Source organism: Serratia liquefaciens, assembly GCF_027594825.1.
Taxonomy (GTDB): Bacteria; Pseudomonadota; Gammaproteobacteria; order Enterobacterales; family Enterobacteriaceae; genus Serratia; species Serratia liquefaciens_A.
Genome location: NZ_CP088930.1, coordinates 3771300 through 3795307, shown reverse-complemented (window position 1 = coordinate 3795307; position 24008 = coordinate 3771300). Strand labels below are relative to the sequence as shown.

Here is a 24008-nt window from a genome sequence, read left to right as displayed (position 1 = left end):
AAACGGCGAGCATTATGCTCACCGTTTTTATTTTGATGCGGTTCAACTGCCAACGTTACTCGCGGAACAGTGCCTCGATACTCAGGCCCTGCATCTGCAGTATTTCACGCAGGCGACGCAAACCTTCAACCTGGATCTGACGAACTCGCTCGCGAGTCAGGCCAATTTCACGGCCCACATCTTCGAGCGTCGCCGCTTCGTAGCCCAACAGGCCAAAACGACGCGCCAGCACCTCACGCTGTTTGGCGTTCAGTTCGAACAGCCATTTCACGATGCTCTGCTTCATGTCATCGTCTTGCGTGGTGTCTTCCGGTCCGTTGTCTTTCTCGTCTGCCAGAATGTCCAACAGCGCTTTCTCCGAATCCCCACCCAACGGCGTATCCACAGAAGTGATACGTTCGTTCAGGCGCAGCATGCGGCTGACGTCATCCACCGGCTTGTCGAGTTGCTCTGCAATCTCTTCAGCGCTCGGTTCATGATCCAGTTTGTGAGAAAGCTCGCGCGCGGTGCGCAAATAGACATTCAGTTCTTTAACTATGTGGATAGGCAAGCGGATAGTACGGGTTTGGTTCATGATCGCCCGTTCAATCGTCTGCCGGATCCACCAGGTAGCGTAGGTCGAGAAACGGAAACCGCGTTCTGGGTCAAACTTTTCCACTGCGCGGATCAGACCGAGGTTACCCTCTTCAATCAGATCCAGCAGCGCCAGGCCGCGGTTGCTGTAACGGCGGGCGATTTTCACCACCAGCCGCAGGTTGCTTTCAATCATTCGGCGGCGGGACGGCACGTCACCGCGCAGTGCACGCCGCGCAAAATAAACTTCTTCCTCTGCGGTAAGCAGCGGAGAATAACCGATTTCGCCCAGATAGAGCTGCGTCGCATCCAATACGCGTTGGGTCACGCCTTGTGACAACAACTCTTCTTCCGCTAGATCATTCTCACTGGCCTCTTCTTCTACCAGTGCTTTTTCGTCGAATGATTCCGCTTCCGTTGCGTTCTCGTCGAAATCCGCATCATCATGTAACTCGTTAACTTTCAGCGTATTTTGGCTCATATGCTGCTCCTACCCGTGATACCGCGAGCAGAATAACAGCGTATTCTGCCCAATCTATCGCTGCGGAAGATAACGCAGCGGGTTTACGGATTTCCCCTTGTAACGAATTTCAAAATGCAAACGTACTGAACTGGTTCCGGTGCTACCCATGGTGGCTATTTTTTGACCCGCCTTCACTTCTTGTTGTTCCCGGACCAGCATTGTGTCGTTGTGAGCGTAGGCGCTCAGGTAATCATCATTGTGTTTGATGATGATCAGATTACCGTAACCCCGTAAAGCGTTGCCTGCGTACACTACACGACCATCGGCGGTAGCGAAGATAGGCTGCCCACGGGACCCGGCGATATCGACACCTTTATTCCCACCTTCTGATGAGGAAAAGTTATCAATAATCTTCCCGTCAGTCGGCCATCTCCAGGTACTTACCGGAGCGCTGTTGCTGACGGTGCTGCTCACTGGTGGAGCAACGACCGGTGCGGTAACAGGGGCTGTTGCGGTAGTTGCCGCCACTGCGCCTGCTGCAGGTAACATCTTACCTACATTCTGTTTACCCGAATTATCAGAATACGCGTTAGTTGATTGAGAATCAACCGTTGCAGTTTGTATCTGGGAGGTCGATGGCGGCTTTGGTACGCCGCCGCTGGTGGCGTCTGTTGCCGCCAGCATGCCGCCGTTTCCAGCTGCCGAACCATTACCAAGCTGAATGTTTTGACCCACATTCAGGCTGTAAGGCTCAGGAATATTGTTGCGTTGCGCCAGGTCACGGTAATCATTTCCGGTGATCCAGGCGATGTAAAACAGCGTGTCTCCACGCTTAACCGTATAGGTATTACCGCTGTAGCTCCCTTTGGGGATCGAAGTATAACTGCGGTTGTAAACAATGTGCCCCTCAGAGCCAGCCTGTGTTCCAGCGTTGCTGGATGCAGCGGCTCCGGCGCCACCACCGTTCACACTACTGATAGGGGCCGATGTTGACGCAGTGTTCGTACAACCCGCCAACCACAAACTTACCATCGTACACACCGCAACCCGGCGTAATGTAATCATTGGGCTTCCCGTGCTCATGCTTCCCCCATGACAGCAATATCAGCGATATATCCAAAATACCCTTTACATCGTAGCTGAGCTTTTAACATTCTCTACGTTCCTACAATGAAAGGTGCCCGCGGCCGATTCCTGAACGTCAGAAAACCTCATGCCGGAGCCTCAAAACAGCGCGCCAATGCTAACCACATTAGCGCTGCTGCACCATAAGACAACTGCGCAGAAAGGCAATTGTATTGAAAATTAGTTTTATTGAAACGCTAAAACCTTAACCGGAGGGGATGAAAGTGCAACAGATTTCATTTCCTGCCGAAAATTCAGACAATCGCTAGGCCAATTCGCCCTTCACCAAAGGAACAAAGCGTACCGCTTCGACGGTATCGATAACAAATTCGTTCCCCTGACGCTGAATACGTTTGAGGGTTTGGGCCTGCTCACCGACCGGCAGCACCAAAATGCCACCGTCGTCCAACTGTTCCATCAGCGCCGGGGGAATTTCCGGCGGCGCGGCGGTGACAATGATGGCGTCAAACGGCCCCCGCGACGCCCACCCTTGCCAGCCGTCGCCGTGGCGAGTGGAAACATTATGGAGATCGAGTTGCTTCAGGCGGCGCTTCGCCTGCCATTGCAATCCCTTGATACGCTCAACCGAGCACACGTGCTGCACCAGATGCGCCAGGATGGCGGTCTGATAGCCGGAACCCGTGCCAATCTCAAGAACTCGCGAAGTGGGCGTCAGGTTCAGCAGCTCGGTCATCCGTGCCACCATATAGGGCTGGGAGATCGTTTGACCCGAGCCGATCGGCAGCGCGGTATTCTCATAAGCCTTGTGCTCAAGCGCTTCATCAACAAAGCGCTCACGCGGCACGGCCTCAATGGCCAGCAGCAATCGTTCGTCCTGGATCCCTTGTTGACGCAGTTGCGTCAGCAATGTGTGCATACGCTTGTTCACCATTCCCCGCCAACCCCTGCTTTGGTTAACCACGTTTTTACCACGTCCTGGGCCGCATAGGCGGTCAAATCCACCTGCAATGGCGTGATCGCCACATAACCCTGTTCTACCGCAGCGAAATCCGTGTCCGGCCCGACATCAAACTTATCACCCGGCGGCCCGATCCAGTAGAGGTTTTGCCCGCGCGGGTCCTGTTGGCAGAACACCTTATCTGCCGGGTGACGGCTGCCGCAGCGGGTCACTCGGATGCCTTTTATCTCATCCAACGGCAAGTCCGGCACGTTGATATTGAGAATTTTACCGGTGCGCAACGGCTCACGCAGCAAGGCTCGCAGCACCCGGCAGGTGATCGCCGCCGCCGCAGCATAATGCTGATGGCCGTTCAACGACACGGCCAGCGCAGGCAAGCCCAAATGGCGCCCTTCCATGGCGGCAGCCACGGTGCCGGAGTAGATAACGTCATCGCCCAGATTGGGGCCGGCATTGATACCGGAAACCACAATATCCGGCGCAGGTTGCATCAGGGCATTCACCCCCAGGTAGACGCAATCGGTCGGTGTTCCTTGCTGTACGGCGATATCCCCATTGGGCATCGTCAGGGTGCGCAATGGGGATTCCAACGTCAGCGCATTGGAAGAACCGCTGCGGTTACGATCGGGTGCCACAACCTGCACCTCAGCAAACTCTCGCAGCGCTGCCGCCAGCACCTGAATGCCTGGGGCGGTAACACCGTCGTCATTACTCAGCAATATCCGCATAAGAGGTTGTCTTCTTTTTATCTCTCAACCAGGCACCGCTTAACGCAGCCTGGGATTTAACTACTCGATATGACCGCCCAAAAGGAGGCGCTTAATCAGCAGATATTATGTTTACTGCCCCCGCCATGTCCAGTGACCATGGGAAAAGGCAGGGAACTCAAGGCTAAACTGCCGCGAGCCAATCTTATGGCGAAAAAAAACCTGCTTGCGCAGGTTTCTTGATTATTACTCGCTAATGTCCGCATCGCTACTGTCCTGCCGCATAATTTCGCGCACCACGCTGGTAGCGAAACTGCCGGCCGGCAACCAGAAACGCAGTTCGACGGTGGCATCGTCCCACCAGTCCCACTGCATATCTTTCGGCTGTAACAGCAATGCTCGGCGGGCCGGATCTACGCGTTCGCGCTTTAAAAGCGACATCAGCTCCGGCTGTTCCAGCAGGCACTGCTGTTCGAAGCTCAACGCTTCCCCGGCGGTGCCCGGCTCACCATCACCCGGCAAAGGAGCGGTAATCATCAGCTCACCGGCCTCCAGGCGTTGCTGCAACGCTTCCAGCTCTTCCGGTTTGGCAACAAACCAACTGCCACGACCGCTAAGCTGAAGGGCATCCCCTTCCATCACGGTATGTTGCTGCTGGTTGGCCAATCGCCGGCTGGCGATCAGGTTAAACAGAGCGCTGCGGCTGGCGGAAAGATAAAAGCTACGCTTGCTGCGTTCTTTCACCCGGATCTCGTCATTCGCCCAGCGCCGTGCCATCACCAGATTGTTACCGCCGCGCCCAAAGCGCTGGCTGCCGAAGTAATTCGGTACACCGCCGGCCTCAATCGCCTGCAGGCGTTGCTCTACATCCTGACGATCGGAGATATGACGCAGCACCAGGGTAAAGGCATTGCCTTTTAACGTGCCAATCCGCATTTTGCGCAGGTGGCGGGCGCTGGCCAGCACTTCACAACCTTCCAATGAGAACTGGGTAAAGTCCGGCGTTTCTTTCCCTGGCAGATGCAAACAGAACCACTGTTCGGTTACCGCATGGCGATCTTTTAGGCCCGCGTAGCTGACGGAGCGGGCATGAATACCGGCAAAGCGCGCCAGATAATCGGCGACGAACTGGGTGTTACAGCCGTTTTTGCGGATGTTCACCAGCACGTGTTCGCCTTCGCCATCCGGCTCAAAGCCCAGGTCTTCCACCACCACGAAATCTTCCGGGTTGGCCTTCAGCACGCCGGTGCTTTGCGGCTGGCCATGCAGCCAGGTCAGGTTAGCCATATCCATGCGCTTATTCCTTGATCAACAAGGCAACCGCTTCGCAGGCAATACCCTCGCCACGCCCGGTGAAACCGAGTTGTTCGGTGGTGGTAGCCTTGACGTTAACGTCGTCCATATGGCATTGCAGATCTTCCGCCAGGAAGATGCGCATTTGCGGGATGTGCGGTGCCATTTTAGGGGCCTGGGCAATAATAGTGATGTCCAGGTTCCCCAGACGATAGCCTTTGGCACGGATGCGTTTCCAGGCTTCGCGCAGCAACTCGCGGCTATCGGCACCTTTGAAGGCTGGGTCGGTATCCGGGAACAGCTTGCCGATATCCCCCAGCGCCGCCGCGCCCAGCAGGGCATCGGTCGCGGCGTGCAGTGCTACGTCGCCGTCGGAGTGGGCCAGCAAACCTTTTTCATAAGGAATACGAACGCCACCGATCACCAACGGGCCTTCGCCGCCAAATTTATGTACGTCAAAACCGTGGCCGATACGCATGATGCGCTCCTTAATTGTCTAACTGAGTTAAATAGAATGCCGCCAGCGCCAAATCTTCCGGCCGCGTGACCTTAATATTGTCCGAACGCCCGTTGACCAGCAACGGGTGATAGCCGCAGTGCTCCAGGGCCGAAGCCTCGTCGGTCACCGTCGCCCCGTCATCCAGCGCGCGCTGCAGGCACTGCTTGAGCAACGCCAGCGGGAACAGCTGCGGCGTTAACGCATGCCACAGGTCCTGACGTTCTACCGTATGAGAAATGGCACCGTGGCCAGGCTCTGCACGCTTCATGGTGTCACGCACCGGCGCGGCCAGAATGCCCCCCACGTCGCTGTGTTGGGTAATCGCCAACAGGCGATCGAGATCGTCGGCATGCAGACAGGGGCGCGCCGCGTCGTGCACCAGTACCCATTTGGCCTCGCCGGCCAACTGCAAGCCCGCCATTACCGAGTCAGCGCGTTGCTGTCCGCCGATGGTGACCTGCACGCGGGGATCTTGCGCAATCGGCAACTGGTGAAACTGCTGGTCATCCGGCCCGATTGCCACAATCACCTGCGAGATGCGCGGATGGCGCAGCAACGCATAGATCGCGTGTTCGAGAATGGTTTGGTGGCCGATGGTTAAATATTGCTTTGGGCAATCAGCCTGCATGCGGCTGCCAATACCGGCAGCGGGCAGGACGGCGATCACCGATGGAAAGGTTCCTGCGGAGTGATTCATGCGTTACTTTTGTAGGTTATTTTGCGAGGCGGACGCCGCGTTGCGTCTGGATTGGTCAGGAACCAGACGATAGAAAGTCTCACCGGGCTTAATCATGCTCAGTTCATTGCGCGCACGCTCTTCGATCGCTTCCTGACCGCCGTTCAAATCGTCGATTTCGGCGAACAGCTGATCGTTACGCGCTTTCAATTTAGCATTGCTGCCCTGTTGGAGCGCAACGTCTTCATTGACCCGCACGTAATCGTGAACACCATTTTTGCCCAGCCACAGTGAATACTGTAACCAACCGAGCAATGCCAGCAATAGCAGCGTAAGTTTTCCCATCTCCGCCCCCTGAAAAACCGACCAATCATCCCACAACTTTTCGTTGGACTCCACACAGAGAACGGCATTTCGCCGCCAAATTCAGAGTAGGATGATAATTTCCTGAGTTTATAACCTAAATTCACTTCGAAAGCGGCAAAAAAAACCACTTTCACCGCAGAAAAACCAACCAACGCCCCCGCATTTTTCCCCTTCAGCGTTTTTTCCGGTTATGCAGTAAGAAAAACTGGCTACCCGCTGATTTCACCAAAGCATTCGCCACCGACAAGCACAAACTGCATATTTAACACCATTAAAAATTTCACCATCAGGTAGGAGTTGTGTTTTTATTCATTAAAGATTATTTTTATGCACTCATAGTGCATAAATAAATCCAATGGATCATTTTTAATTACCGGGGATAGCGATGTTTAAATCTTTAGTTATGATTGGCGCCTGCCTGGCCGCCACCCTGTCGGCCTCAGTCCTGGCGGCTGAGCCTATCTACGTCGTCGGCTCTGGCGGCACCTACCGTCCGTTCGAATTCGAAAACAGCAGCAAACAGCTGGAAGGCTTTGATATCGATATCATCAAGGCCGTGGCCAAGGCCGAGAACTTTCAGGTCAAACTGGTGAATACGCCGTGGGAAGGTATTTTCGCAACGCTGAACTCCGGCGATCGCGACATCATTATTTCCGGCATCACCATTACCGACAAACGCAAACAAATGGTTGATTTTTCTGCACCTTACTTCCCGGCAGAGCAGGCTATCGTGGTCCCCAAAGACTCCAGCGTCGACTCCATCGCCGCCTTGAAAACGCTGAAGGTCGGCGTAGTCAACTCCAGCACCGGCGACATCGTGGTGTCCGACGTGTTAGGCAAAAACAACACCGCCATCAAACGTTTCGACAATACCCCGTTAATGCTGCAAGAGCTGTATGAAGACGGTATCGGCGCGGCCGTGGGCGACGTCGGCGTGGCCAAGTTCTATATCAAAACCCATCCGGAAAAAGAGTTCAAACTGGTGTCCGATGCCAAATTCGAACGCCAGTATTTCGGTATCGCCGTGGCCAAAGGCAATGACGAACTGCGCGGCAAAATCAACGCCGGCCTGAAGAAAATCATAGCCGACGGCACCTACGCCAAAATCTACCAGACCTGGTTTGACAGCAACGTTCCCACGCTGCCCGCCGAATAATCGACCGGCGCTCGTCAGCACGGCAGCCTGAAAACTTTTTAAAAAGGATCCGACCTTGAATTTCCGTTGGGAGATAATCCAGGAGTACGCCCCGTTGTTTATGGAAGGCGCCTGGATGACCATCAAATGCACCATTATCTGCGTGATACTGGGCACCACCTGGGGGCTGATCCTCGGGCTCGGTCGTCTGGCGCAGGCACCACACGGCATCTGGAAACCGATACTGCATTACGGCGTTCAGTGGCCGGTGCGCATCTACATCAGCGCCTTTCGCGGTACGCCGCTGTTTGTCCAGATTATGGTGGTGCATTTCGCGCTGGTGCCGCTGTTTATCAACCCACGTGACGGTCTGCTGGTCACCAGCGGTCTGATGAGCACCGATTTCGCCCGCGCGCTGCGCTCCGATTACGGCGCATTTCTCTCCTGCGTGGTGGCGATTACGCTTAACGCAGGTGCCTACGTCTCGGAAATTTTCCGCGCCGGCATTCAGTCTATCGATCGCGGTCAGATGGAAGCTTCACGTTCGCTGGGCATGAGCTACGGCAAAACCATGCGCAAAGTGATCCTGCCGCAGGCGTTTCGCCGCATGCTGCCGCCGCTGGGCAACAATGCCATTGCCATCGTCAAAGACTCTTCGCTGGCCTCCGCCATCGGACTTGCCGATCTGGCCTATGCCGCCCGCACGGTTTCCGGCGCCTATGCCACCTATTGGGAGCCCTACCTGACCATTTCGCTGGTCTATTGGGTCCTCACCTTCCTGCTTTCGCTGATGGTGCAACACATGGAAAAGAGGTTCGGGAAAAGTGATTCGCGTACATAACCTGCAAAAACAATTCGGCGAAAGCCACGTGCTACGTGGTATTTCCTGCGAAATCGCAGCCAACGAAGTGGTCTGCGTCATCGGCCCGTCCGGCTCCGGTAAAAGCACCTTCCTGCGCTGCATCAATGCGCTGGAAACGCTGTCCGGCGGTGAGATCCTGGTGAACGGTTTTGCCATACACAGCCAGAAAACCGATCTCAATAAAATGCGTGAAAGCGTCGGCATGGTGTTTCAACGCTTTAACCTGTTCCCGCATATGACGGTGCTGGAAAACATCATCATGGCGCCGATGGGGGTGAAAAAGCTGTCGCGCGCAGAGGCCATACTGCGGGCAGAGGCGCTGCTGCAAAAGGTGGGCTTGCTGGACAAGATTGACGCCTATCCCAACAGCCTGTCCGGCGGTCAACAACAGCGGGTAGCCATTACTCGCGCGCTGGCGATGGAACCGAAAATCATGCTGTTCGACGAACCGACCTCCGCGCTCGATCCCGAGTTGGTCGGCGAAGTGCTGGCGGTGATGAAGTCATTGGCGCACGAAGGCATGACGATGGTGGTGGTGACGCATGAAATGGGCTTTGCCCGTGAAGTGGCCGATCGGGTGTTGTTTATCGATCAGGGGATCATCCAGGAAGAAGGTTCGCCACAGCAGATTTTCAGCCAGCCGGCCAATCCACGCACTCAGGCTTTTCTGAGCAAAGTTTTGTAACCTTCGGCACGGCTTTGCAATGCTTTGGGCGCAGGCGACTGCGCCCTTCCCTCACCAACCGGTCAAAAAGCTGAACACCAGCCAGAACAGGCACAGAACGAGGGTCCCGGTCAGCAGCAGCGTAAAAATCAGCCGACCACGCAGCAGCATGCTGAGCGTGATGCCAATCAGCACCGAAACCGGCATCAGCGCCAGGAAAAACGGCCAAGTGTAGAGCAGGAAGAAAAGGGTGTTGGAGCCATAAACCAAAAACGGCACCGCGAAGGCCAGCCAGTAGAAAACAAAGCCGCAGACACCGCCCAGGAAAGAATAAGAGGGCTCCTCTTTCTCCTGGTTTGCGTCAATCAAGATAGGCGAGACATTTTGCATAGCGATCCCTGGTTATTCGGCGCGCTCTCCGGCGGGCTTAGCGTAAAAAGCGTATGGCGCAAAAACGCCACACGCTTTTCTGAATTCAGGGTTTGATAATAGCCCGACCACGCAGCACGTCTAACAATTGCGCAATCAAATTTGTTACCAATTGTTGGCCATCAAGGTGAATATCCGGCCGTTGCGGTGCCTCGTAAACCGAGTCGATGCCGGTGAAATTACGCAGCTCGCCGGCACGGGCTTTTTTGTACAATCCTTTCGGATCCCGCACTTCACAAACTGCCAACGGCGTGTCGACAAACACCTCGATAAAACGATCTTCATCCAGGAGTTCACGTACCATCTGCCGTTCGGCGCGATGTGGGGAAATGAAAGCGGTCAACACCACCAGGCCGGCGTCCACCATCAGTTTCGCCACTTCGCCCACGCGGCGAATATTCTCGCGCCGGTCGTGGTCGGAGAAACCCAAGTCGCGGCACAGGCCGTGACGCACGTTATCGCCATCCAGCAGATAGGTGCTGACACCATGGGCGTGCAGCGCCTGTTCCAGCGCACCGGCGACGGTAGATTTGCCCGAGCCGGACAGCCCGGTAAACCACAGCACCACGCCTTTGTGGCCGTTGCGGACTTCGCGATCCGCACGCGTTACCGCATGCGGATGCCAGACCACGTTGTCATCATCCGGCCCGGTCGGCCGCAGTTGAGCGTCGGTCACGTTATTTTCCCCCAATCAGGTCACGCGCGCCCCAATGTGGGAAGTGTTTACGCACCAGTGCATTCAATTCCAGCTCAAATGCGCTGAACTCGCCGGCGGATGTCTGTGCGTCCTGCAAGGTTTCGCGGATCAAGCCGGCCCCCACGGTGACGTTGCTCAGACGATCGATAAAGATCAGCCCACCGGTATCATGGTTGCGTTGATAACTGTCCAGCACCAGCGGTTCATCAAAGGTCAGTTCCACCAAACCAATGCCGTTGAGCGGTAAGGTGTCCGCCTGGTGCTGCGCCAGCGAGTTGATTTCCACCTGGTGGCGTATGCCCTCTATGCGTGCACGGGTCTTTTTGCCGGCCACTTTGATGTCGTAGCTTTGGCCCGGCAACAGCGGTTTTTCAGCCATCCACACCACGTCCACCAGCGCGCTTTGCGCCGCCTGCAGGGTTTCCCCGGCATCGACCAGCAGATCGCCGCGACTGATGTCCACTTCATCTGCCAGCACCAGCGTGATCGCCTCGCCCGGCACCGCTTCCTGCAGATCGCCATCAAAGGTCACAATGCGCGCTACGGTAGATTCCACGCCGGAAGGCAATACCTTCACGCGTTGTCCGACGCGCACCACACCCGCGGACAGCGTGCCCGCATAGCCCCGGAAATCCAGGTTAGGACGGTTGACATACTGCACCGGGAAACGCAGCGGCTGCGTCTCGCGTTCGCTGATCACGTCCACGCTCTCCAGCACCTGCAGCAGCGTTGGGCCGCTGTACCAAGGCATCTGGGCGCTCTCACTGGCCACGTTGTCGCCATCCAGCGCCGACAAGGGCACAAACTTGATGTCCAGATCGTTCGGCAACTGCTGGGCGAAGGTCAGGTAGTCCTGCTTGAATTGCTCGAACACCGACTCTTGGTAATCCACCAGATCCATTTTATTGACCGCCACCACCAGATGGCGAATGCCCAACAGCGTGGCGATAAAGCTGTGCCTGCGGGTTTGATCCAGAACCCCTTTGCGCGCATCGATCAACAGGATCGCCAGATCGCAGGTCGAGGCCCCGGTCGCCATATTGCGGGTGTACTGCTCATGCCCCGGCGTATCGGCAATAATAAATTTGCGCTTTTCGGTCGAGAAATAGCGATAGGCCACGTCGATGGTAATGCCCTGCTCGCGCTCTGCCTGCAGGCCATCGACCAGCAGCGCCAAATCGAGTTTCTCGCCCTGGGTGCCAATGCGTTTGCTGTCGCTGTGCAGCGTAGACAGCTGATCTTCGTAGATCTGACGGGTATCGTGCAGCAAGCGGCCGATCAGGGTACTTTTGCCGTCATCGACGCTGCCGCAGGTCAGGAACCGTAACAGACTTTTGTGTTGCTGCGCATGCAGGTAAGACTCGACCCCGCCCTGCTCAGCGATTTGTTGTGCAATTGCGTTGTTCATCCGGCGGCTCCTTAGAAATACCCTTGACGCTTTTTCAGCTCCATCGAACCGGACTGATCGCGGTCGATCATCCGTCCCTGACGCTCACTGGTGGTAGACACCAACATCTCTTCGATGATCTCCGGCAGCGTCTCCGCTTCGGAATCCACCGCGCCGGTCAGCGGCCAACAGCCCAGCGTGCGGAAACGCACCATGCGCTGGCTGATCACTTCGCCCGGCTGCAGATCGATACGATCGTCGTCCACCATCAGCAACATGCCGTCGCGCTCTACCACCGGACGCGGTTTTGCCAGATACAGCGGCACGATGTCGATTTTTTCCAGGAAAATGTATTGCCAGATATCCAGCTCGGTCCAGTTCGACAGCGGGAACACGCGAATGCTCTCGCCCTTGTTGATTTGGCCGTTGTAGTTGTGCCACAGCTCCGGGCGCTGGTTTTTCGGATCCCAACGGTGGAAGCGGTCACGGAATGAATAGATACGCTCTTTGGCGCGTGACTTCTCTTCGTCACGGCGAGCACCGCCAAAGGCGGCATCAAAACCGTATTTGTTAAGCGCCTGCTTCAGGCCTTCAGTTTTCATGATATCGGTATGCTTGGCGCTGCCGTGAACGAACGGGTTGATGCCCATCGCCACACCTTCCGGGTTTTTGTGGATCAGCAGTTCAAACCCGTACTCTTTTGCAGTGCGATCGCGGAATTCGTACATTTCACGGAATTTCCAACCGGTATCCACATGCAGCAACGGGAACGGCAGCGTACCCGGGTAAAATGCCTTACGCGCCAGGTGCAGCATCACGGAAGAGTCTTTACCGATGGAATAGAGCATCACCGGGTTGCCGAATTCAGCGGCGACTTCACGGATGATATGGATACTCTCCGCCTCCAATTGCCGCAAATGAGTGAGTCGTTTTTCGTCCATAACAGATCCTTAAGCCAAATTCACGACGGCGGGGCGAGAGGCCCCTTCCGTCTGCGGTTGATGCCCAAACCAGGCAATTTGATGATGCAGCTCCACCACTTCGCCGATCACCAGCAGCGCCGGCAAAGGTGCCTGTTGAGCCAATTTTTCAAGCTGTTGCAGCGTGCCGGTTTGCACCAGCTGATCCGCACGCGTGCCGCGGCTGATCACCGCCACCGGCGTCGTGGGCGCGCGGCCGTGGGCTATCAGGCGCTGGCTGATGTCCGCCGCCTTCATGGTGCCCATGTAGATAGCCAGAGTCTGACGCGCTCGCGCCAAGTCTGCCCAGTCCAGCCCGTCGCCGTCAGGACGGCAGTGGCCGGTAATAAAAGTCACGCTCTGCGCATGATCGCGGTGCGTCAGCGGAATGCCGGCATAGGCCGTTGCTCCGGCCGCCGCGGTGACGCCAGGCACCACCTGGAACGGAATGCCCGCGGCGGCGGCCACCTGCAGCTCTTCGCCGCCGCGGCCAAAGATAAAGGGATCTCCGCCTTTCAATCGCACCACGCGCTTACCCTGCTGCGCCAGTTCCACCAACAGACGGTTGGTTTCTTCCTGGATCACCGAGTGTGCTCCTGCTCGTTTTCCCACGCAGATGCGTTCGGCATCGCGACGTACCAGATCCAGAATTTCATCGCTGACCAGATGGTCATACAGCACCACGTCAGCCTGCTGCATCACCTGCAGCCCGCGCAGGGTTAATAACCCCACGTCGCCAGGCCCGGCGCCCACCAGCGCAATTTCCCCCTGGGTACCTTCACCGCCCAGGGCAAACTGCTGTAAATCCTGCTCCAACTGCCGCTCGGCCTGGGCGGACTGGCCATTAGCCACCAGCGTGGCAAAACGTCCGCCGAATGTTTTTTCCCAAAAACGACGACGTTCGCCGATGGCATTCAGTCGCTGTTTTACCTGGCCGCGCCAGCGTCCAGCCACCTCAGCCATCTGCCCCAGACTGGCGGGCAACAAAGCTTCGAGCTTTTCACGCAGCATACGTGCCAGCACCGGCGCCTGGCCGCTGGAAGAGACGGCAACCACCAGCGGGGAACGATCGATAATCGACGGAAAGATGAACGAGCAGCGCGGCTGATCGTCGACCACGTTGGCCAGCACCCGACGTTTATCCGCTTCGGCAAAGACTTCTGCATTCAGCGCGCTGTCGTCGGTTGCGGCGATCACCAGAAACACCTCATCCAGTTGCTGAGCGGCAAAAGCCTGCCCCTGCCAGCGGATGCGCCCCTGCTGACGCAGTTCTTCGAGTATGGGTGAGAGTGACTGCGCAACTATCCGTATTTCAGCCCCGGCGCGCAGGAGAAGATCCACTTTGCGCGCAGCCACTTCGCCGCCGCCAACGACCAACACCGGGCGTTGTTTCAGGTCGGCAAATATAGGTAGATAGTCCACAACAGCCTTTTCATATATGCAGAATGATAGTGTGACTATACGGGCTGAGATTTGGCCTCTGAAATGACGAAAAGGAATGACTAGTTCAATAATGGAATAAGGCGCAGTGCGTCGGGGTTTGCGGCAGTTATGCGCCGAACAAGGCCGTGATCATTATTCAGACCAGGTATGCGTCAGGAGGCAGATGTTAAAACCAAAACTTCGCGGCGGTCATGCACAAAGCAGCGGCGGCCAATATAGTGCTAACCATCCATTTGGTTTGATTGGACATCTCTTTATGGACCAAACCGATCTCCCGGTGCAGCAATCCCACTTCCTTATGCAAATCGCCTTTGGTGACAAACTCCACTGAACGTGAGGTCAGCGTGGCCAAATCGGTTTTGACCTGATTAAGAGCATGATCCACATACTCACCTTTTTTCTCTATCAGGCCGATCCTGTTATCACATTTGTCCAACATCAGGGTTTCTCCTTCGATCCGTAAGAACCTTACCGCCGAATAATAAACCACTCTACGGGCGGGGTTAAATAGTGATACTCGTAATATGCCAAGCATTTCGCAAAATGCGTCGCACGGGCCATCAATCGAGATTCATCGTTGCGCAGAGCACCGAAATTTTGCCCAGGCAGCACCAAAATTAAGAGCGGGAGAAATTGTTTAATCTTGCCGACCGTCTCATACTGGACACCGCAAAAAACAATCGGTCTCGTCGATATCAAAGAAGGATTTTTCGGTATGTTTTCCCGTTTTTACCTGAAGACCGGCCTGCTGCTGGCAGCGCTCGGCGGTGTTTTCAGCGTTTCGGCCGCCACTCAGCCCGCAAAAGATGCCCCGATGGGCAAATTCGCCGCCGAGCAGACTCGCCACATCGCCACTTATTTCCCTGGCCGCATGGCCGGCAGCCCGGCAGAATTGCTCACCGCAGACTATCTGAAACAGCAGTTCAGCAAGATGGGGTATCAGAGCGATATCCGCAGTTTCAACACGCGCTATCTGTACACCAGCAAAGACGGCAAGAAGAACTGGAATAACATCACCGCCAGCTCGGTGATCGCCGCTAAAAATGGCAGCCTTCCGCAGCAAATTCTGATTGTGGCGCATTTTGATACCTACACGCCGCAAAGCGACGCCGATCTGGACAACAACCTTGGCGGCCTGACGTTGCAGGGGGTCGATGACAATGCCTCTGGCGTCGGCGTAATGCTGGAGCTGGCGGATCGTCTGAAGAATATTCCCACCGCTTACGCCCTGCGCTTTGTCGCCACCAGCGCCGAAGAGCTGGGTTCGCTGGGCGCGCAGAACTACCTGCAGCGAATGAGCGAAGAAGAGAAACGCAATACCCTGCTGGTGATTAACCTCGACAGCCTGATTACCGGCGATCGCCTGTATTTCAACGCCGGCCTCAATACGCCGCCAAAGCTGGCGAAGCAGAGTCGCGACCGCGCACTGGATATTGCCCACCGCTACGGCATCGCCGCTGCCACTAACCCAGGCAGCAAAGCGCACCCGAAAGGCACCGGCTGCTGTTCCGATCAGGAAGTGTTCGATAAAGCCGGTATCCCGGTGCTGTCGGTAGAAGCCACCAACTGGTCACTGGGCGATAAAGACGGCTATCAGCAGCGCGCTGTCAGCCCCCATTTCCCGCAGGGCATCACCTGGCATCGTCCGCAGTACGATAACCTGCAGTATCTGGAGCGCAATCTGCCAGGGCGTATCGACAAGCGCAGCCGCGAGAGCGTACAGATCCTGCTGCCACTGATTAAAGAGCTGGCTCAGGCCCACCCGCCCAAAGTCCAAAAACAGAAAAAGTAGTCTTCCTGAAAACGCCAAGGGCCCAGCGAATGCTGAGCCCTTTGACGATGTTAATACGCTATTAGCCTTCGTGCAGACCACACTCACGCTTCAGGCCGAAGAAGCGGGTTTCTTCTTCGCTCATGCCCGGTTCCCACTTCTGCGTGGTATGGGTATCCCCCACAGACAGATAGCCCTGCTCCCACAGCGGGTGATAACTCAGGCCGTGCTCGGTGAGGTATTGATAAATCTTGCGGTTGTCCCAGTCGATAATCGGCAGGATCTTGAACACCCCACGTTGCACCGCCAGCACCGGTAGATTGGCGCGGCTGCCTGATTGCTCGCGGCGCAGGCCGGCGAACCAGGTTTGTCCGCCCAGCGTTTCCAATGCGCGGTTCATCGGCTCAACCTTGTTGATCAGGTTGTATTTTTCGATACCTTCAACGCCCTGCTCCCACAGCTTGCCGTAGCGGGCCTCTTGCCAGGCTGGCGACTGCTCGGCACGAAACACTTGCAGGTTCAGCTTCAGTTTGTCGACCAGTTGATCGATAAACTGATAGGTTTCAGGAAACAGATAGCCGGTATCGGTGAGGATCACCGGAATATCCGGTTTGATCCGCGTGACCAGATGCAGGCACACCGCCGCCTGAATGCCAAAACTTGAAGAGAGCACAAACTCGCCGGGCAGATGTTCCAGCGCCCATTCCACGCGTTGCTCGGCGGAAAGCGTTTCCAACTGACCGTTAACTACCGCCAGTGCCAACGCCTGCCCAGACTTGGGCAGCGCATTCAGCGCCGCCAGATCGAATTCAGCCATGTTGCCTGCCTCCTGATGCTTGAATCATACCGCGCGGATCCGGCCCCCGGTGTAAGCGGGGCCAAACGGCGTCAGTCCCAGAAATCCTGTGCCGAATCAATCACCGGCTTGACCACGCCGGCGCGGATGGTGAAATCACCAAAACCTTCACCCGCGTTACGCTCTGTGGCCCAGCGGCCAACCAGTTGGTCAATCTCTCGCAGAATTTCTTCTTCGTTGATATTTTCACGGTACATGCGCGGAATACGCGTACCTTCCCGGTTGCCGCCCAGATGCAGGTTATAGCGGCCAACCGCTTTACCCACCAGGCCAATCTCCGCCAACAGCGCGCGGCCACAGCCGTTCGGACAGCCAGTAATGCGCAACACAATGTGCTCGTCACCCACGCCGTGGCTGTGCAGGATCCCTTCCACTTTAGTGACGAACGCCGGCAGGAAACGCTCAGCCTCCGCCATGGCCAACGGACAGGTCGGGAAGGATACGCAGGCCATCGAGTTTTGACGTTGCTCGCTGATCCCGTCGTCGATCAACCCGTGTTCACGAGCGATCGCTTCGATCTTCGCCTTCTCACTTTCCGGTACGCCGGCGACGATCAGGTTCTGGTTGGCCGTTAAACGGAAATCCCCTTTGTGGATCCTGGCGATCTCGGCAACGCCGGTTTTCAACGGGCGCCCTGGATAGTCCAGCAGACGGCCATTCTCGATAAACAGCGTCAGGTGCCACTGATTATCGATGCCTTTAACCCAACCAATGCGATCGCCGCGGCCGGTAAACTCGTACGGACGGATCGGTTCAAAGGTGATACCGGCCCGTTTTTCCACTTCGGCACGGAAGGTATCAACCCCAACGCGTTCCAGAGTGTATTTGGTTTTGGCGTTCTTGCGATCGGTACGGTTACCCCAGTCGCGCTGGGTGGTCACCACCGCTTCGGCGACCGCCAGCGTATGCTCCAACGGGATATAGCCAAATTCGCTGGCCTTGCGCGCATAAGTTTTCTTGTTGCCATGTTCAATCGACAGGCCACCGCCTACCAGCAGGTTAAAGCCCACCAGCTTGCCGTTTTTGGCAATCGCGACAAAGTTCATGTCGTTGGCGTGCAGATCCACGTCGTTTTGCGGCGGGATCACCACCGTGGTTTTGAACTTGCGCGGCAGATAGGTCGCCCCGAGGATCGGTTCCTCGTCGGTGGTCGCCACTTTTTCCTGATCCAGCCACACTTCGGCATAGGCGCGGGTACGCGGCAGCAGATGTTCGGAGATCTTTTTCGCCCACTCGTAGGCTTCCTGGTGCAGCTCGGACTCCACCGGGTTAGAGGTGCAGAGCACGTTGCGGTTGACGTCGTTAGCCGTGGCCAGCGCGTCCAACCCCAGGCGACCCAACAGCTGGTGAACCGGCTTAACGTTGCCCTTCACAATGCCATGGAACTGGAAAGTCTGACGGTTGGTGATGCGGATGCTGCCGTACAGCGTGCTTTCCTGCGCGAACTTGTCAATGCCCAGCCACTGCTGTGGGGAGATAATGCCCCCCGGCAGACGACAACGCAGCATCATGGCGTGACGCGGCTCCAGCTTCTGCTCGGCACGTTCGGCGCGGATGTCACGGTCGTCCTGCTGGTACATCCCGTGGAAGCGGATCAGCAGGAAGTTATCACCGTTAAAACCGCCGGTCAGGCCGTCCTTCAAGTCTTCGGCGATGGTGCCGCGCAGGAAGTTGCTTTCTTTCTTCAAACGCTCGGCATCGGCCAATTTGCCTTCGACCACCAGAGGCCCCGGGTGTTTATCACTCATCAGTAGACATCTCGCTGATAACGGCGCTCAAGGCGCAGCTCACTTAAAAATTCATCCGCCAGCTCGGTATCCATGCCACCGTGCTCGGCCACCAGTTCCAGTAATGTGTTTTCCACGTCTTTCGCCATGCGGTTCGCATCGCCACAAACGTAAATGTGCGCGCCTTCCTGGATCCAACGCCACACTTCCGCTCCCTGTTCGCGCAGTTTGTCCTGGACATAGACTTTATGCTGCTGGTCACGTGACCAGGCCAGATCGATGCGGGTCAGCAGGCCGTCTTTCACATAGCGCTGCCATTCGACCTGATACAAAAAGTCTTCAGTAAAGTGCGGGTTGCCAAAGAACAACCAGTTCTTGCCGCCGGCACCGTCAGCATCACGCTGTTGCATAAAGGCGCGGAACGGCGCAATGCCCGTACCTGGCCCAATCATGATCACCGGAGTTTCCGGGTTGGCCGGCAGGCGGAAATTGTCGTTATGTTCGATGAACACCCGCACGTCACCATCTTCTTCCAGCCGATCGGCCAGGAAACTGGAGGCACCGCCTGCGCGGGTGCGCCCTTCGATGTCGTAACGCACCACGCCGACGGTCACGTGCACTTCATTTTCGTTCTCGGCTTGCGACGAGGCAATGGAATACAGGCGCGGCGTCAGCGGACGCAGCAGGCCAATCAACTGCTCTGCGTTCAGATCGGCCGGCGCCTGCCGTACCATGTCGACAATCGGCGTGTTGTGCGCGTAATGCTGCAAAGCCGCTTTATCCGCCAGCAGGCCAATCAGCTTTTCGTCGCGCGACAGCGCCGCATATTTATCGACAATCAACGTGGTGTTCTGCGTTAACTCGAAATGGCTGCGCAACGCCTGCGAAAGCGGCAAGGTTTTACCCTCGACCTCCACCGGTTCGTCGCCCTTCAGCCACAGCAGTTGCACCAGTTCATCCACCAGCTCGGGGTCGTTGTCAAACCACACGCCCAGCGCGTCACCCGGCCGGTAACGCAGGCCAGAATCACCCAGATCGATTTCAATATGGCGTACGTCTTTGTCTGAGGCGCGACCGGTAATTTTTTGCTTCACCGCCAGCTGTGCGGTCAGCGGTTGTTCTTTGCTGTACGGGCTGCTGTCGATCAGGTCAACCGCGCCGCTGGCCAGCACGCCCGGTGCGGCGTTTTCAGCCGGTGCGCGCGCTTTCAACACCTCCACCACCTGTTTACGCCAGGCAGTAGCCAAGTCCTGGTATTCCACGTCGGCGTCTACCCGCTCAACCAGACGCTCAGCGCCCAGTTCGGCCAGCTTGCCGTCGAAATCTTTACCCGACTGACAGAAGTTCTCGTAGGAAGTGTCCCCCAGGCCAAACACCGCAAACGCGGTTTCGTTAAGCTTCGGCGCTTTCTTGGAGAACAGGAATTTATGCAGGGCAACCGCCTCTTCCGCCGGTTCACCTTCCCCTTGGGTGGAGGCGACGATCACCAGCAGACGTTCCTGGGCAATTTGCTTGAATTTGTAGTCGCCGGCGTTAACCAGCGTGACGCTCAGCTTGGCGGCCAACAGATCGTCGCGCAATTGTTCCGCCAGGCGACGCGCATTGCCGGTCTGCGAAGCGGAAATCAGCGTGATGCTGGCGGCAGCGGTGGCAGCCGGCGCAATGGCTACCGCGCCAGGCTGTTGATTAACCATTCCCCAGAAGTAGCCTGACAGCCACGCCAGCTGCGTAGGTGAATATTCACCAATCGCCGCCTGCAGGCGCGCCAGCTGTTCGGGTGTCAGCGGGAGCATCGATGTTGGAGGAGCCTGAGTCGTCATTGCAGTACTTATTTCCTTACTTATAGCCTATGAATTTCAAGCTGCAGCCAGGCGGCCAGCTCGCTCATCCCCAGGCGCTTACTTAGGTAAGTAACTGTGGTTAGCGAGTGCAGGTAACAACGCTGCAGTTTGAAAGGCAACGGGTATGGCACCTATCCAGCCAGGTGCTCGCCTGTGTCAGTCGCTGTCTTTTCGTTCAGTCTGCGGTCCTGAAAAGATCAGGAGAGTTTGTAAGGTTACCGAGCACAATAGCAACGATTAAATAAGGGATAGCAATAATTAATAACCAAAATGACTAAGCTGTTTTTCTGGTAACGGATAGTGCTTAAAGCGTTAAGCAGAGATTTTTATCCAACTGAAAATAAAGCTGTTTTTTTGACGTTATTTGAATGAATCGTATTTACTACTCATTACCCCAACCGATAGGTCCGGTCGGCACCAAACAAAAAAAGTGTTAACCGTGCATTGACCACGGTGGCAGTAGACCATAGCGGTATAAATGGCAAGCAGGCTCCGTTTCCGGTAAACTTCGGCGGTTTTTGAGTCAATGAGGCCGTAATAATGGCAACCACGCTGTTTAAAGATTTTCAGTTTGAAGCCGCCCACCGTCTGCCACACGTACCTGAGGGCCATAAATGCGGCCGTCTGCACGGGCATTCGTTTATGGTGCGTCTGGAAGTGACCGGTGAAGTGGATGCGCACACCGGTTGGGTGATGGATTTCGCCGAGCTTAAAGCCGTGTTCTCCCCTATTTGGGAGCGCTTGGATCACCATTATCTGAACGATATTCCAGGATTGGAAAATCCCACCAGCGAAGTGCTTGCCGCCTGGATCTGGCAACAGCTCAAACCTCAGTTGCCGGAGCTGACTGCGGTGATGGTGAAAGAAACCTGTACCGCAGGATGCGTGTATAAAGGTTAAAGAAAGGGCGCCCCATGGCGCCCTGAATTTTATGCGATGTTCAGATATTTATGCGTCTGCATCGACAGCCGCCAGTTGCGCGCAATGCAGGTTTCAATGCACAAACGGGTCGCCTCTTCCTTCTGGCTGATCGGTTGCAGTGCAATAATGCGCGGCTTCTCATCATGCAGCGTCGCCAACAACGCATCCAATGCTTCGATATCGCGCTCACGCCCAACCGGGTGCTTCACTTCATCAGCACGTTGCAAAGCCTGATCCAACACCTTCATGCCACCGCGCATATTCACCTTGGGGGATACCGTCACCCAGGTTTTCGCCGAGCACCGGATTTCGTGGGTGCCGCTGGTTTCAATCTGGCAGCCGTAACCGTTGTCTTCCAGCAGTTGGGTCAACGGGGCCAGATCGTAAATGCAGGGTTCGCCGCCGGTGATCACCACGTGGCGTGCGGTATACCCTTGCTGACGCATCACCGCCAGCAGCTGTTCGGCACTGGCACTGCCCCAGGCATCACTTTCTTCGGTTTTCACCAGGATCCGTTGCATGTCGACTTCCCGATTGGCTTCCTTTTCCCAGGTATGTTTGGTGTCGCACCAGCTGCATCCTACCGGGCAGCCCTGCAAGCGAATAAAGATGGCTGGAACGCCGGTGAAAAAGCCTTCGCCCTGCAAGGTTTGGAACATTTCATTAATCGGGTACTGCATCGGTTTCTCAATCTGGAAAGGTAAAAAGGGATTATCGCAGATTCCAGCCCGGCGACCAAACAGGCGAAATTGTATTAAATTTTATCCTCCGCCCTTGGGCCAGTTGATCTCACCGGCTATCCACTTCATTTAATTCGCTTCCCGGGCAATCCCCTTGCGCTGACGATGTAATCTGCTTCGCAAAAACAACATTTATTTAACGCATAAGATAAATATATTTGACATAAAGCGCCTGCGCGCAGATGTATATACAGGCAAGCACAAGCCGGGCATCAGTTCCGGCGGTTCATCCACACCATCACATCTGCGTTAGAGGTTGCCATGGCTCATTCCACCGAGTTGAACATTCAGCAGGCCATCGACGACAGCAAATTCTCGCTGTTTCACTGGACTTTGATCATTTTGGGATTCCTGATCCTGGCCATTGATGGCTTTGACACGGCGGCCATGGGGTATATCGCCCCTTCGGTCGCCAAAGACTGGGGCATTGTGAAACAGGATCTGGGCCCGGTGCTGAGCGCCGCGCTGCTGGGCCTGTCCCTTGGCGCCCTGGTTGCCGGACCGATTTCCGACCGCATCGGCCGTAAGCGGGTACTGGTGTTTTCGTGCCTGTTCTTCGGCCTGTCGAGCCTGGCGACCGCCTACGCCGGTTCGCTCAATAGCCTGACGCTGTGGCGCTTCCTCACCGGCCTGGGGCTGGGGGCCGCGATGCCGAACGCTATCACGCTGATTTCCGAATATGCGCCAAAGCGCTGTCGTTCGTTGGCGATTAACACCATGTACTGCGGTTTCCCGCTCGGGGCGGCCGGCGGTGGCGCGATTTCGTCGTGGCTGATCCCGGCCTACGGCTGGCACAGCGTACTGCTGCTGGGCGCGATCGCTCCGTTGGCGCTGACGGTCTTGTTGATCCTGTTCCTGCCGGAATCGGTGAAATACATGGTAAACCGCGGCAAGGAGGCGGCAAAAATCAAACGCATTGCCCAGCGTTTCGTCAGCCAGGATCTCGCTCAGGTGACACGCTTTTATCTGTATGAAGAGAAATTGGCACAGTCCAAAACCAGCGTCGGCCTGTTGTTCACCCGCCCTTATCTGACCGGTACGCTGATGCTGTGGCTGACCTATTTTATGGGCCTGGTGATTTATTACGTGCTGCTGAGCTGGATGCCGATCCTGATGCAGGGGCTGGGCTATCAGCTGGAGCAGTCGGCCATTTTGACCTCGCTGTTCACCTTCGGCGGCACGCTTGGCATTCTGGTGGCCGGCTGGCTGATGGACCGCTGGAACGCCCATAAAGTGGTGTCGAGCGGCTTTGTGATCACCGCCCTGCTCATCGTGGCGATGGCGACCGAGGACAGCCATATCGTGCTGCTGGGCACCTTTATCTTCCTGATGGGCATCACCATGAACGGTGCGCAGTCCGGTCTGCAAACGCTGGCGGCCACCTTCTACCCGACCCACAGCCGTGCAACCGGCATAGCCTGGATGCAGGGCATCGGCCGTTTTGGTGGCGTGGCGGGAACCATGATGGGGGCACAGTTGCTGGCCATGCAGTGGGAAGTGCAGAGCATTTTGATGTTCCTGTGCGTGCCGGCGTTGATCGCCGCCATCGCCACGGTATTCAAAATGACCCGAAGAGCGCTGCTGCAACCAGCTGACAAACCCGTATAAGGGCTAAACCGGTAGGGGTCGAACATGTTCGACCCGATTTAACCCATTGATTATGCTATTGGGCGCAGCATGCAGCTGCCCCTACCATAAAACAACACAGCACTCTGTCAACGGCTTCCCCCCCTCCAGCGATAGGACTTTTTTATCGCTCGCCCTAACTTGTAATGGGTATGTAAATTTATTGTGATTCGCCGCTCAAAAATGACCCATTTTTAATTCATTTTTGTTGAATAGCTCACTGTTCTTCAGTGCGAGCCTAATGGCCCAGCCGTCAAAATAGAAATCATGCCATTGATTTAAAACAAGAATAACTTTCTCTTATGCCTTTTTGGCCGCCCACTGGTCGG

The 24008-nt window shown here is 56.1% G+C and carries 24 protein-coding genes; 6 read left to right on the top strand and 18 right to left on the bottom strand.

From position 1 onward, the window contains the following. Nucleotides 1–55 precede the first annotated feature (55 nt). The 8 genes from rpoS to ftsB form a co-directional block, all read right to left on the bottom strand. Complete coding sequence (gene rpoS / locus LQ945_RS17315; RefSeq protein WP_044554227.1) at nt 56–1054, bottom strand: RNA polymerase sigma factor RpoS; 999 nt, start codon at nt 1052–1054, stop codon at nt 56–58. Between the two features lie 54 nt (nt 1055–1108). After that, entirely contained in the window at nt 1109–2101 is a 993-nt protein-coding gene (gene nlpD / locus LQ945_RS17310) for a murein hydrolase activator NlpD (protein WP_262240534.1), read from the bottom strand. A 325-nt stretch (nt 2102–2426) separates the two neighbouring features. Further along, nucleotides 2427–3053 (bottom strand): protein-L-isoaspartate(D-aspartate) O-methyltransferase, encoded by a 627-nt coding sequence (locus tag LQ945_RS17305; protein ID WP_044554225.1) that lies wholly within the window; start codon nt 3051–3053, stop codon nt 2427–2429. Beyond that, nucleotides 3047–3808, bottom strand: a complete 762-nt coding sequence (surE, locus tag LQ945_RS17300; RefSeq protein ID WP_044554224.1) for a 5'/3'-nucleotidase SurE — start codon at nt 3806–3808, stop codon at nt 3047–3049. The genes LQ945_RS17305 and surE overlap by 7 nt, the downstream gene beginning before the upstream one ends. A gap of 225 nt (nt 3809–4033) precedes the next feature. Continuing rightward, nucleotides 4034–5080: a tRNA pseudouridine(13) synthase TruD gene (gene truD / locus LQ945_RS17295; RefSeq protein WP_262240536.1), complete on the bottom strand. Its 1047-nt coding sequence runs from the start codon at nt 5078–5080 to the stop codon at nt 4034–4036. A 4-nt stretch (nt 5081–5084) separates the two neighbouring features. Then, nucleotides 5085–5558, bottom strand: a complete 474-nt coding sequence (gene ispF / locus LQ945_RS17290) for a 2-C-methyl-D-erythritol 2,4-cyclodiphosphate synthase (RefSeq protein WP_004950274.1) — start codon at nt 5556–5558, stop codon at nt 5085–5087. A gap of 10 nt (nt 5559–5568) precedes the next feature. Beyond that, on the bottom strand, nt 5569–6276 hold the full coding sequence (ispD, locus tag LQ945_RS17285; protein WP_270101331.1) for a 2-C-methyl-D-erythritol 4-phosphate cytidylyltransferase: 708 nt from the start codon (nt 6274–6276) through the stop codon (nt 5569–5571). Between the two features lie 3 nt (nt 6277–6279). Further along, on the bottom strand, nt 6280–6600 hold the full coding sequence (gene ftsB, locus LQ945_RS17280) for a cell division protein FtsB (protein ID WP_044554220.1): 321 nt from the start codon (nt 6598–6600) through the stop codon (nt 6280–6282). A 406-nt stretch (nt 6601–7006) separates the two neighbouring features. Between ftsB and LQ945_RS17275 the strand changes: the two genes are divergently transcribed. The 3 genes from LQ945_RS17275 to LQ945_RS17265 all read left to right on the top strand — a co-directional run bounded on the left by LQ945_RS17275 (nt 7007) and on the right by LQ945_RS17265 (nt 9303). Continuing rightward, nucleotides 7007–7777, top strand: coding sequence for a basic amino acid ABC transporter substrate-binding protein (locus LQ945_RS17275; protein ID WP_270101330.1), 771 nt, complete (start codon nt 7007–7009; stop codon nt 7775–7777). Between the two features lie 100 nt (nt 7778–7877). Next, complete coding sequence (locus LQ945_RS17270; RefSeq protein WP_044033777.1) at nt 7878–8597, top strand: amino acid ABC transporter permease; 720 nt, start codon at nt 7878–7880, stop codon at nt 8595–8597. Next, a complete protein-coding gene (locus LQ945_RS17265) occupies nt 8581–9303 on the top strand; it encodes an amino acid ABC transporter ATP-binding protein (RefSeq protein WP_270101329.1) in 723 nt (240 codons plus the stop codon). Before LQ945_RS17270 ends, LQ945_RS17265 begins: the two co-directional genes overlap by 17 nt. A gap of 51 nt (nt 9304–9354) precedes the next feature. Here LQ945_RS17265 and LQ945_RS17260 read toward each other — a convergent pair whose 3' ends face one another. From LQ945_RS17260 to LQ945_RS17235, 6 genes are all read right to left on the bottom strand, one after another. Continuing rightward, nucleotides 9355–9672, bottom strand: coding sequence for a DUF3561 family protein (locus tag LQ945_RS17260; RefSeq protein WP_044554218.1), 318 nt, complete (start codon nt 9670–9672; stop codon nt 9355–9357). Between the two features lie 85 nt (nt 9673–9757). Beyond that, complete coding sequence (gene cysC / locus LQ945_RS17255) at nt 9758–10387, bottom strand: adenylyl-sulfate kinase (RefSeq protein ID WP_270101328.1); 630 nt, start codon at nt 10385–10387, stop codon at nt 9758–9760. 1 nt (nt 10388) lies between these two features. Next, nucleotides 10389–11816 carry a sulfate adenylyltransferase subunit CysN gene (gene cysN / locus LQ945_RS17250; protein WP_262240539.1) on the bottom strand — a complete coding sequence of 476 codons (1428 nt, stop codon included), beginning with the start codon at nt 11814–11816 and terminating at the stop codon, nt 10389–10391. Nucleotides 11817–11827: 11 nt separating this feature from the next. Further along, complete coding sequence (gene cysD, locus LQ945_RS17245; RefSeq protein WP_044554216.1) at nt 11828–12736, bottom strand: sulfate adenylyltransferase subunit CysD; 909 nt, start codon at nt 12734–12736, stop codon at nt 11828–11830. Nucleotides 12737–12745: 9 nt separating this feature from the next. Beyond that, nucleotides 12746–14176 (bottom strand): siroheme synthase CysG, encoded by a 1431-nt coding sequence (gene cysG / locus LQ945_RS17240; RefSeq protein WP_270101327.1) that lies wholly within the window; start codon nt 14174–14176, stop codon nt 12746–12748. Nucleotides 14177–14363: 187 nt separating this feature from the next. Beyond that, nucleotides 14364–14636 (bottom strand): hypothetical protein, encoded by a 273-nt coding sequence (locus LQ945_RS17235; RefSeq protein ID WP_270101326.1) that lies wholly within the window; start codon nt 14634–14636, stop codon nt 14364–14366. Between the two features lie 276 nt (nt 14637–14912). Between LQ945_RS17235 and LQ945_RS17230 the strand changes: the two genes are divergently transcribed. Beyond that, the gene (locus tag LQ945_RS17230; RefSeq protein WP_044554213.1) at nt 14913–15989 is read left to right on the top strand and encodes an aminopeptidase; all 1077 of its coding nucleotides are present in this window, start codon (nt 14913–14915) and stop codon (nt 15987–15989) included. A gap of 61 nt (nt 15990–16050) precedes the next feature. Here the strand turns inward: LQ945_RS17230 and LQ945_RS17225 are convergent, their stop codons facing one another. From LQ945_RS17225 to cysJ, 3 genes are all read right to left on the bottom strand, one after another. Then, nucleotides 16051–16785 carry a phosphoadenylyl-sulfate reductase gene (locus LQ945_RS17225; protein WP_020825257.1) on the bottom strand — a complete coding sequence of 245 codons (735 nt, stop codon included), beginning with the start codon at nt 16783–16785 and terminating at the stop codon, nt 16051–16053. A gap of 71 nt (nt 16786–16856) precedes the next feature. After that, entirely contained in the window at nt 16857–18572 is a 1716-nt protein-coding gene (gene cysI / locus LQ945_RS17220; RefSeq protein WP_270101325.1) for an assimilatory sulfite reductase (NADPH) hemoprotein subunit, read from the bottom strand. Next, nucleotides 18572–20371 (bottom strand): NADPH-dependent assimilatory sulfite reductase flavoprotein subunit, encoded by a 1800-nt coding sequence (gene cysJ, locus LQ945_RS17215; RefSeq protein ID WP_270101324.1) that lies wholly within the window; start codon nt 20369–20371, stop codon nt 18572–18574. The genes cysI and cysJ overlap by 1 nt, the downstream gene beginning before the upstream one ends. Before the next feature lie 561 nt (nt 20372–20932). On the opposite strand from cysJ, the gene queD reads away from it, so the two are divergent. Then, on the top strand, nt 20933–21292 hold the full coding sequence (gene queD, locus LQ945_RS17210; RefSeq protein ID WP_020825254.1) for a 6-carboxytetrahydropterin synthase QueD: 360 nt from the start codon (nt 20933–20935) through the stop codon (nt 21290–21292). Between the two features lie 29 nt (nt 21293–21321). On the opposite strand, the gene queE is transcribed toward queD, so the two are convergent. Further along, nucleotides 21322–21993 (bottom strand): 7-carboxy-7-deazaguanine synthase QueE, encoded by a 672-nt coding sequence (gene queE, locus LQ945_RS17205; protein WP_044554210.1) that lies wholly within the window; start codon nt 21991–21993, stop codon nt 21322–21324. Nucleotides 21994–22314: 321 nt separating this feature from the next. Here queE and LQ945_RS17200 point away from each other — a divergent pair, with 321 nt between their 5' ends. Beyond that, complete coding sequence (locus LQ945_RS17200; protein ID WP_262240544.1) at nt 22315–23661, top strand: MFS transporter; 1347 nt, start codon at nt 22315–22317, stop codon at nt 23659–23661. The last annotated feature ends 347 nt before the right edge of the window (nt 23662–24008 follow it).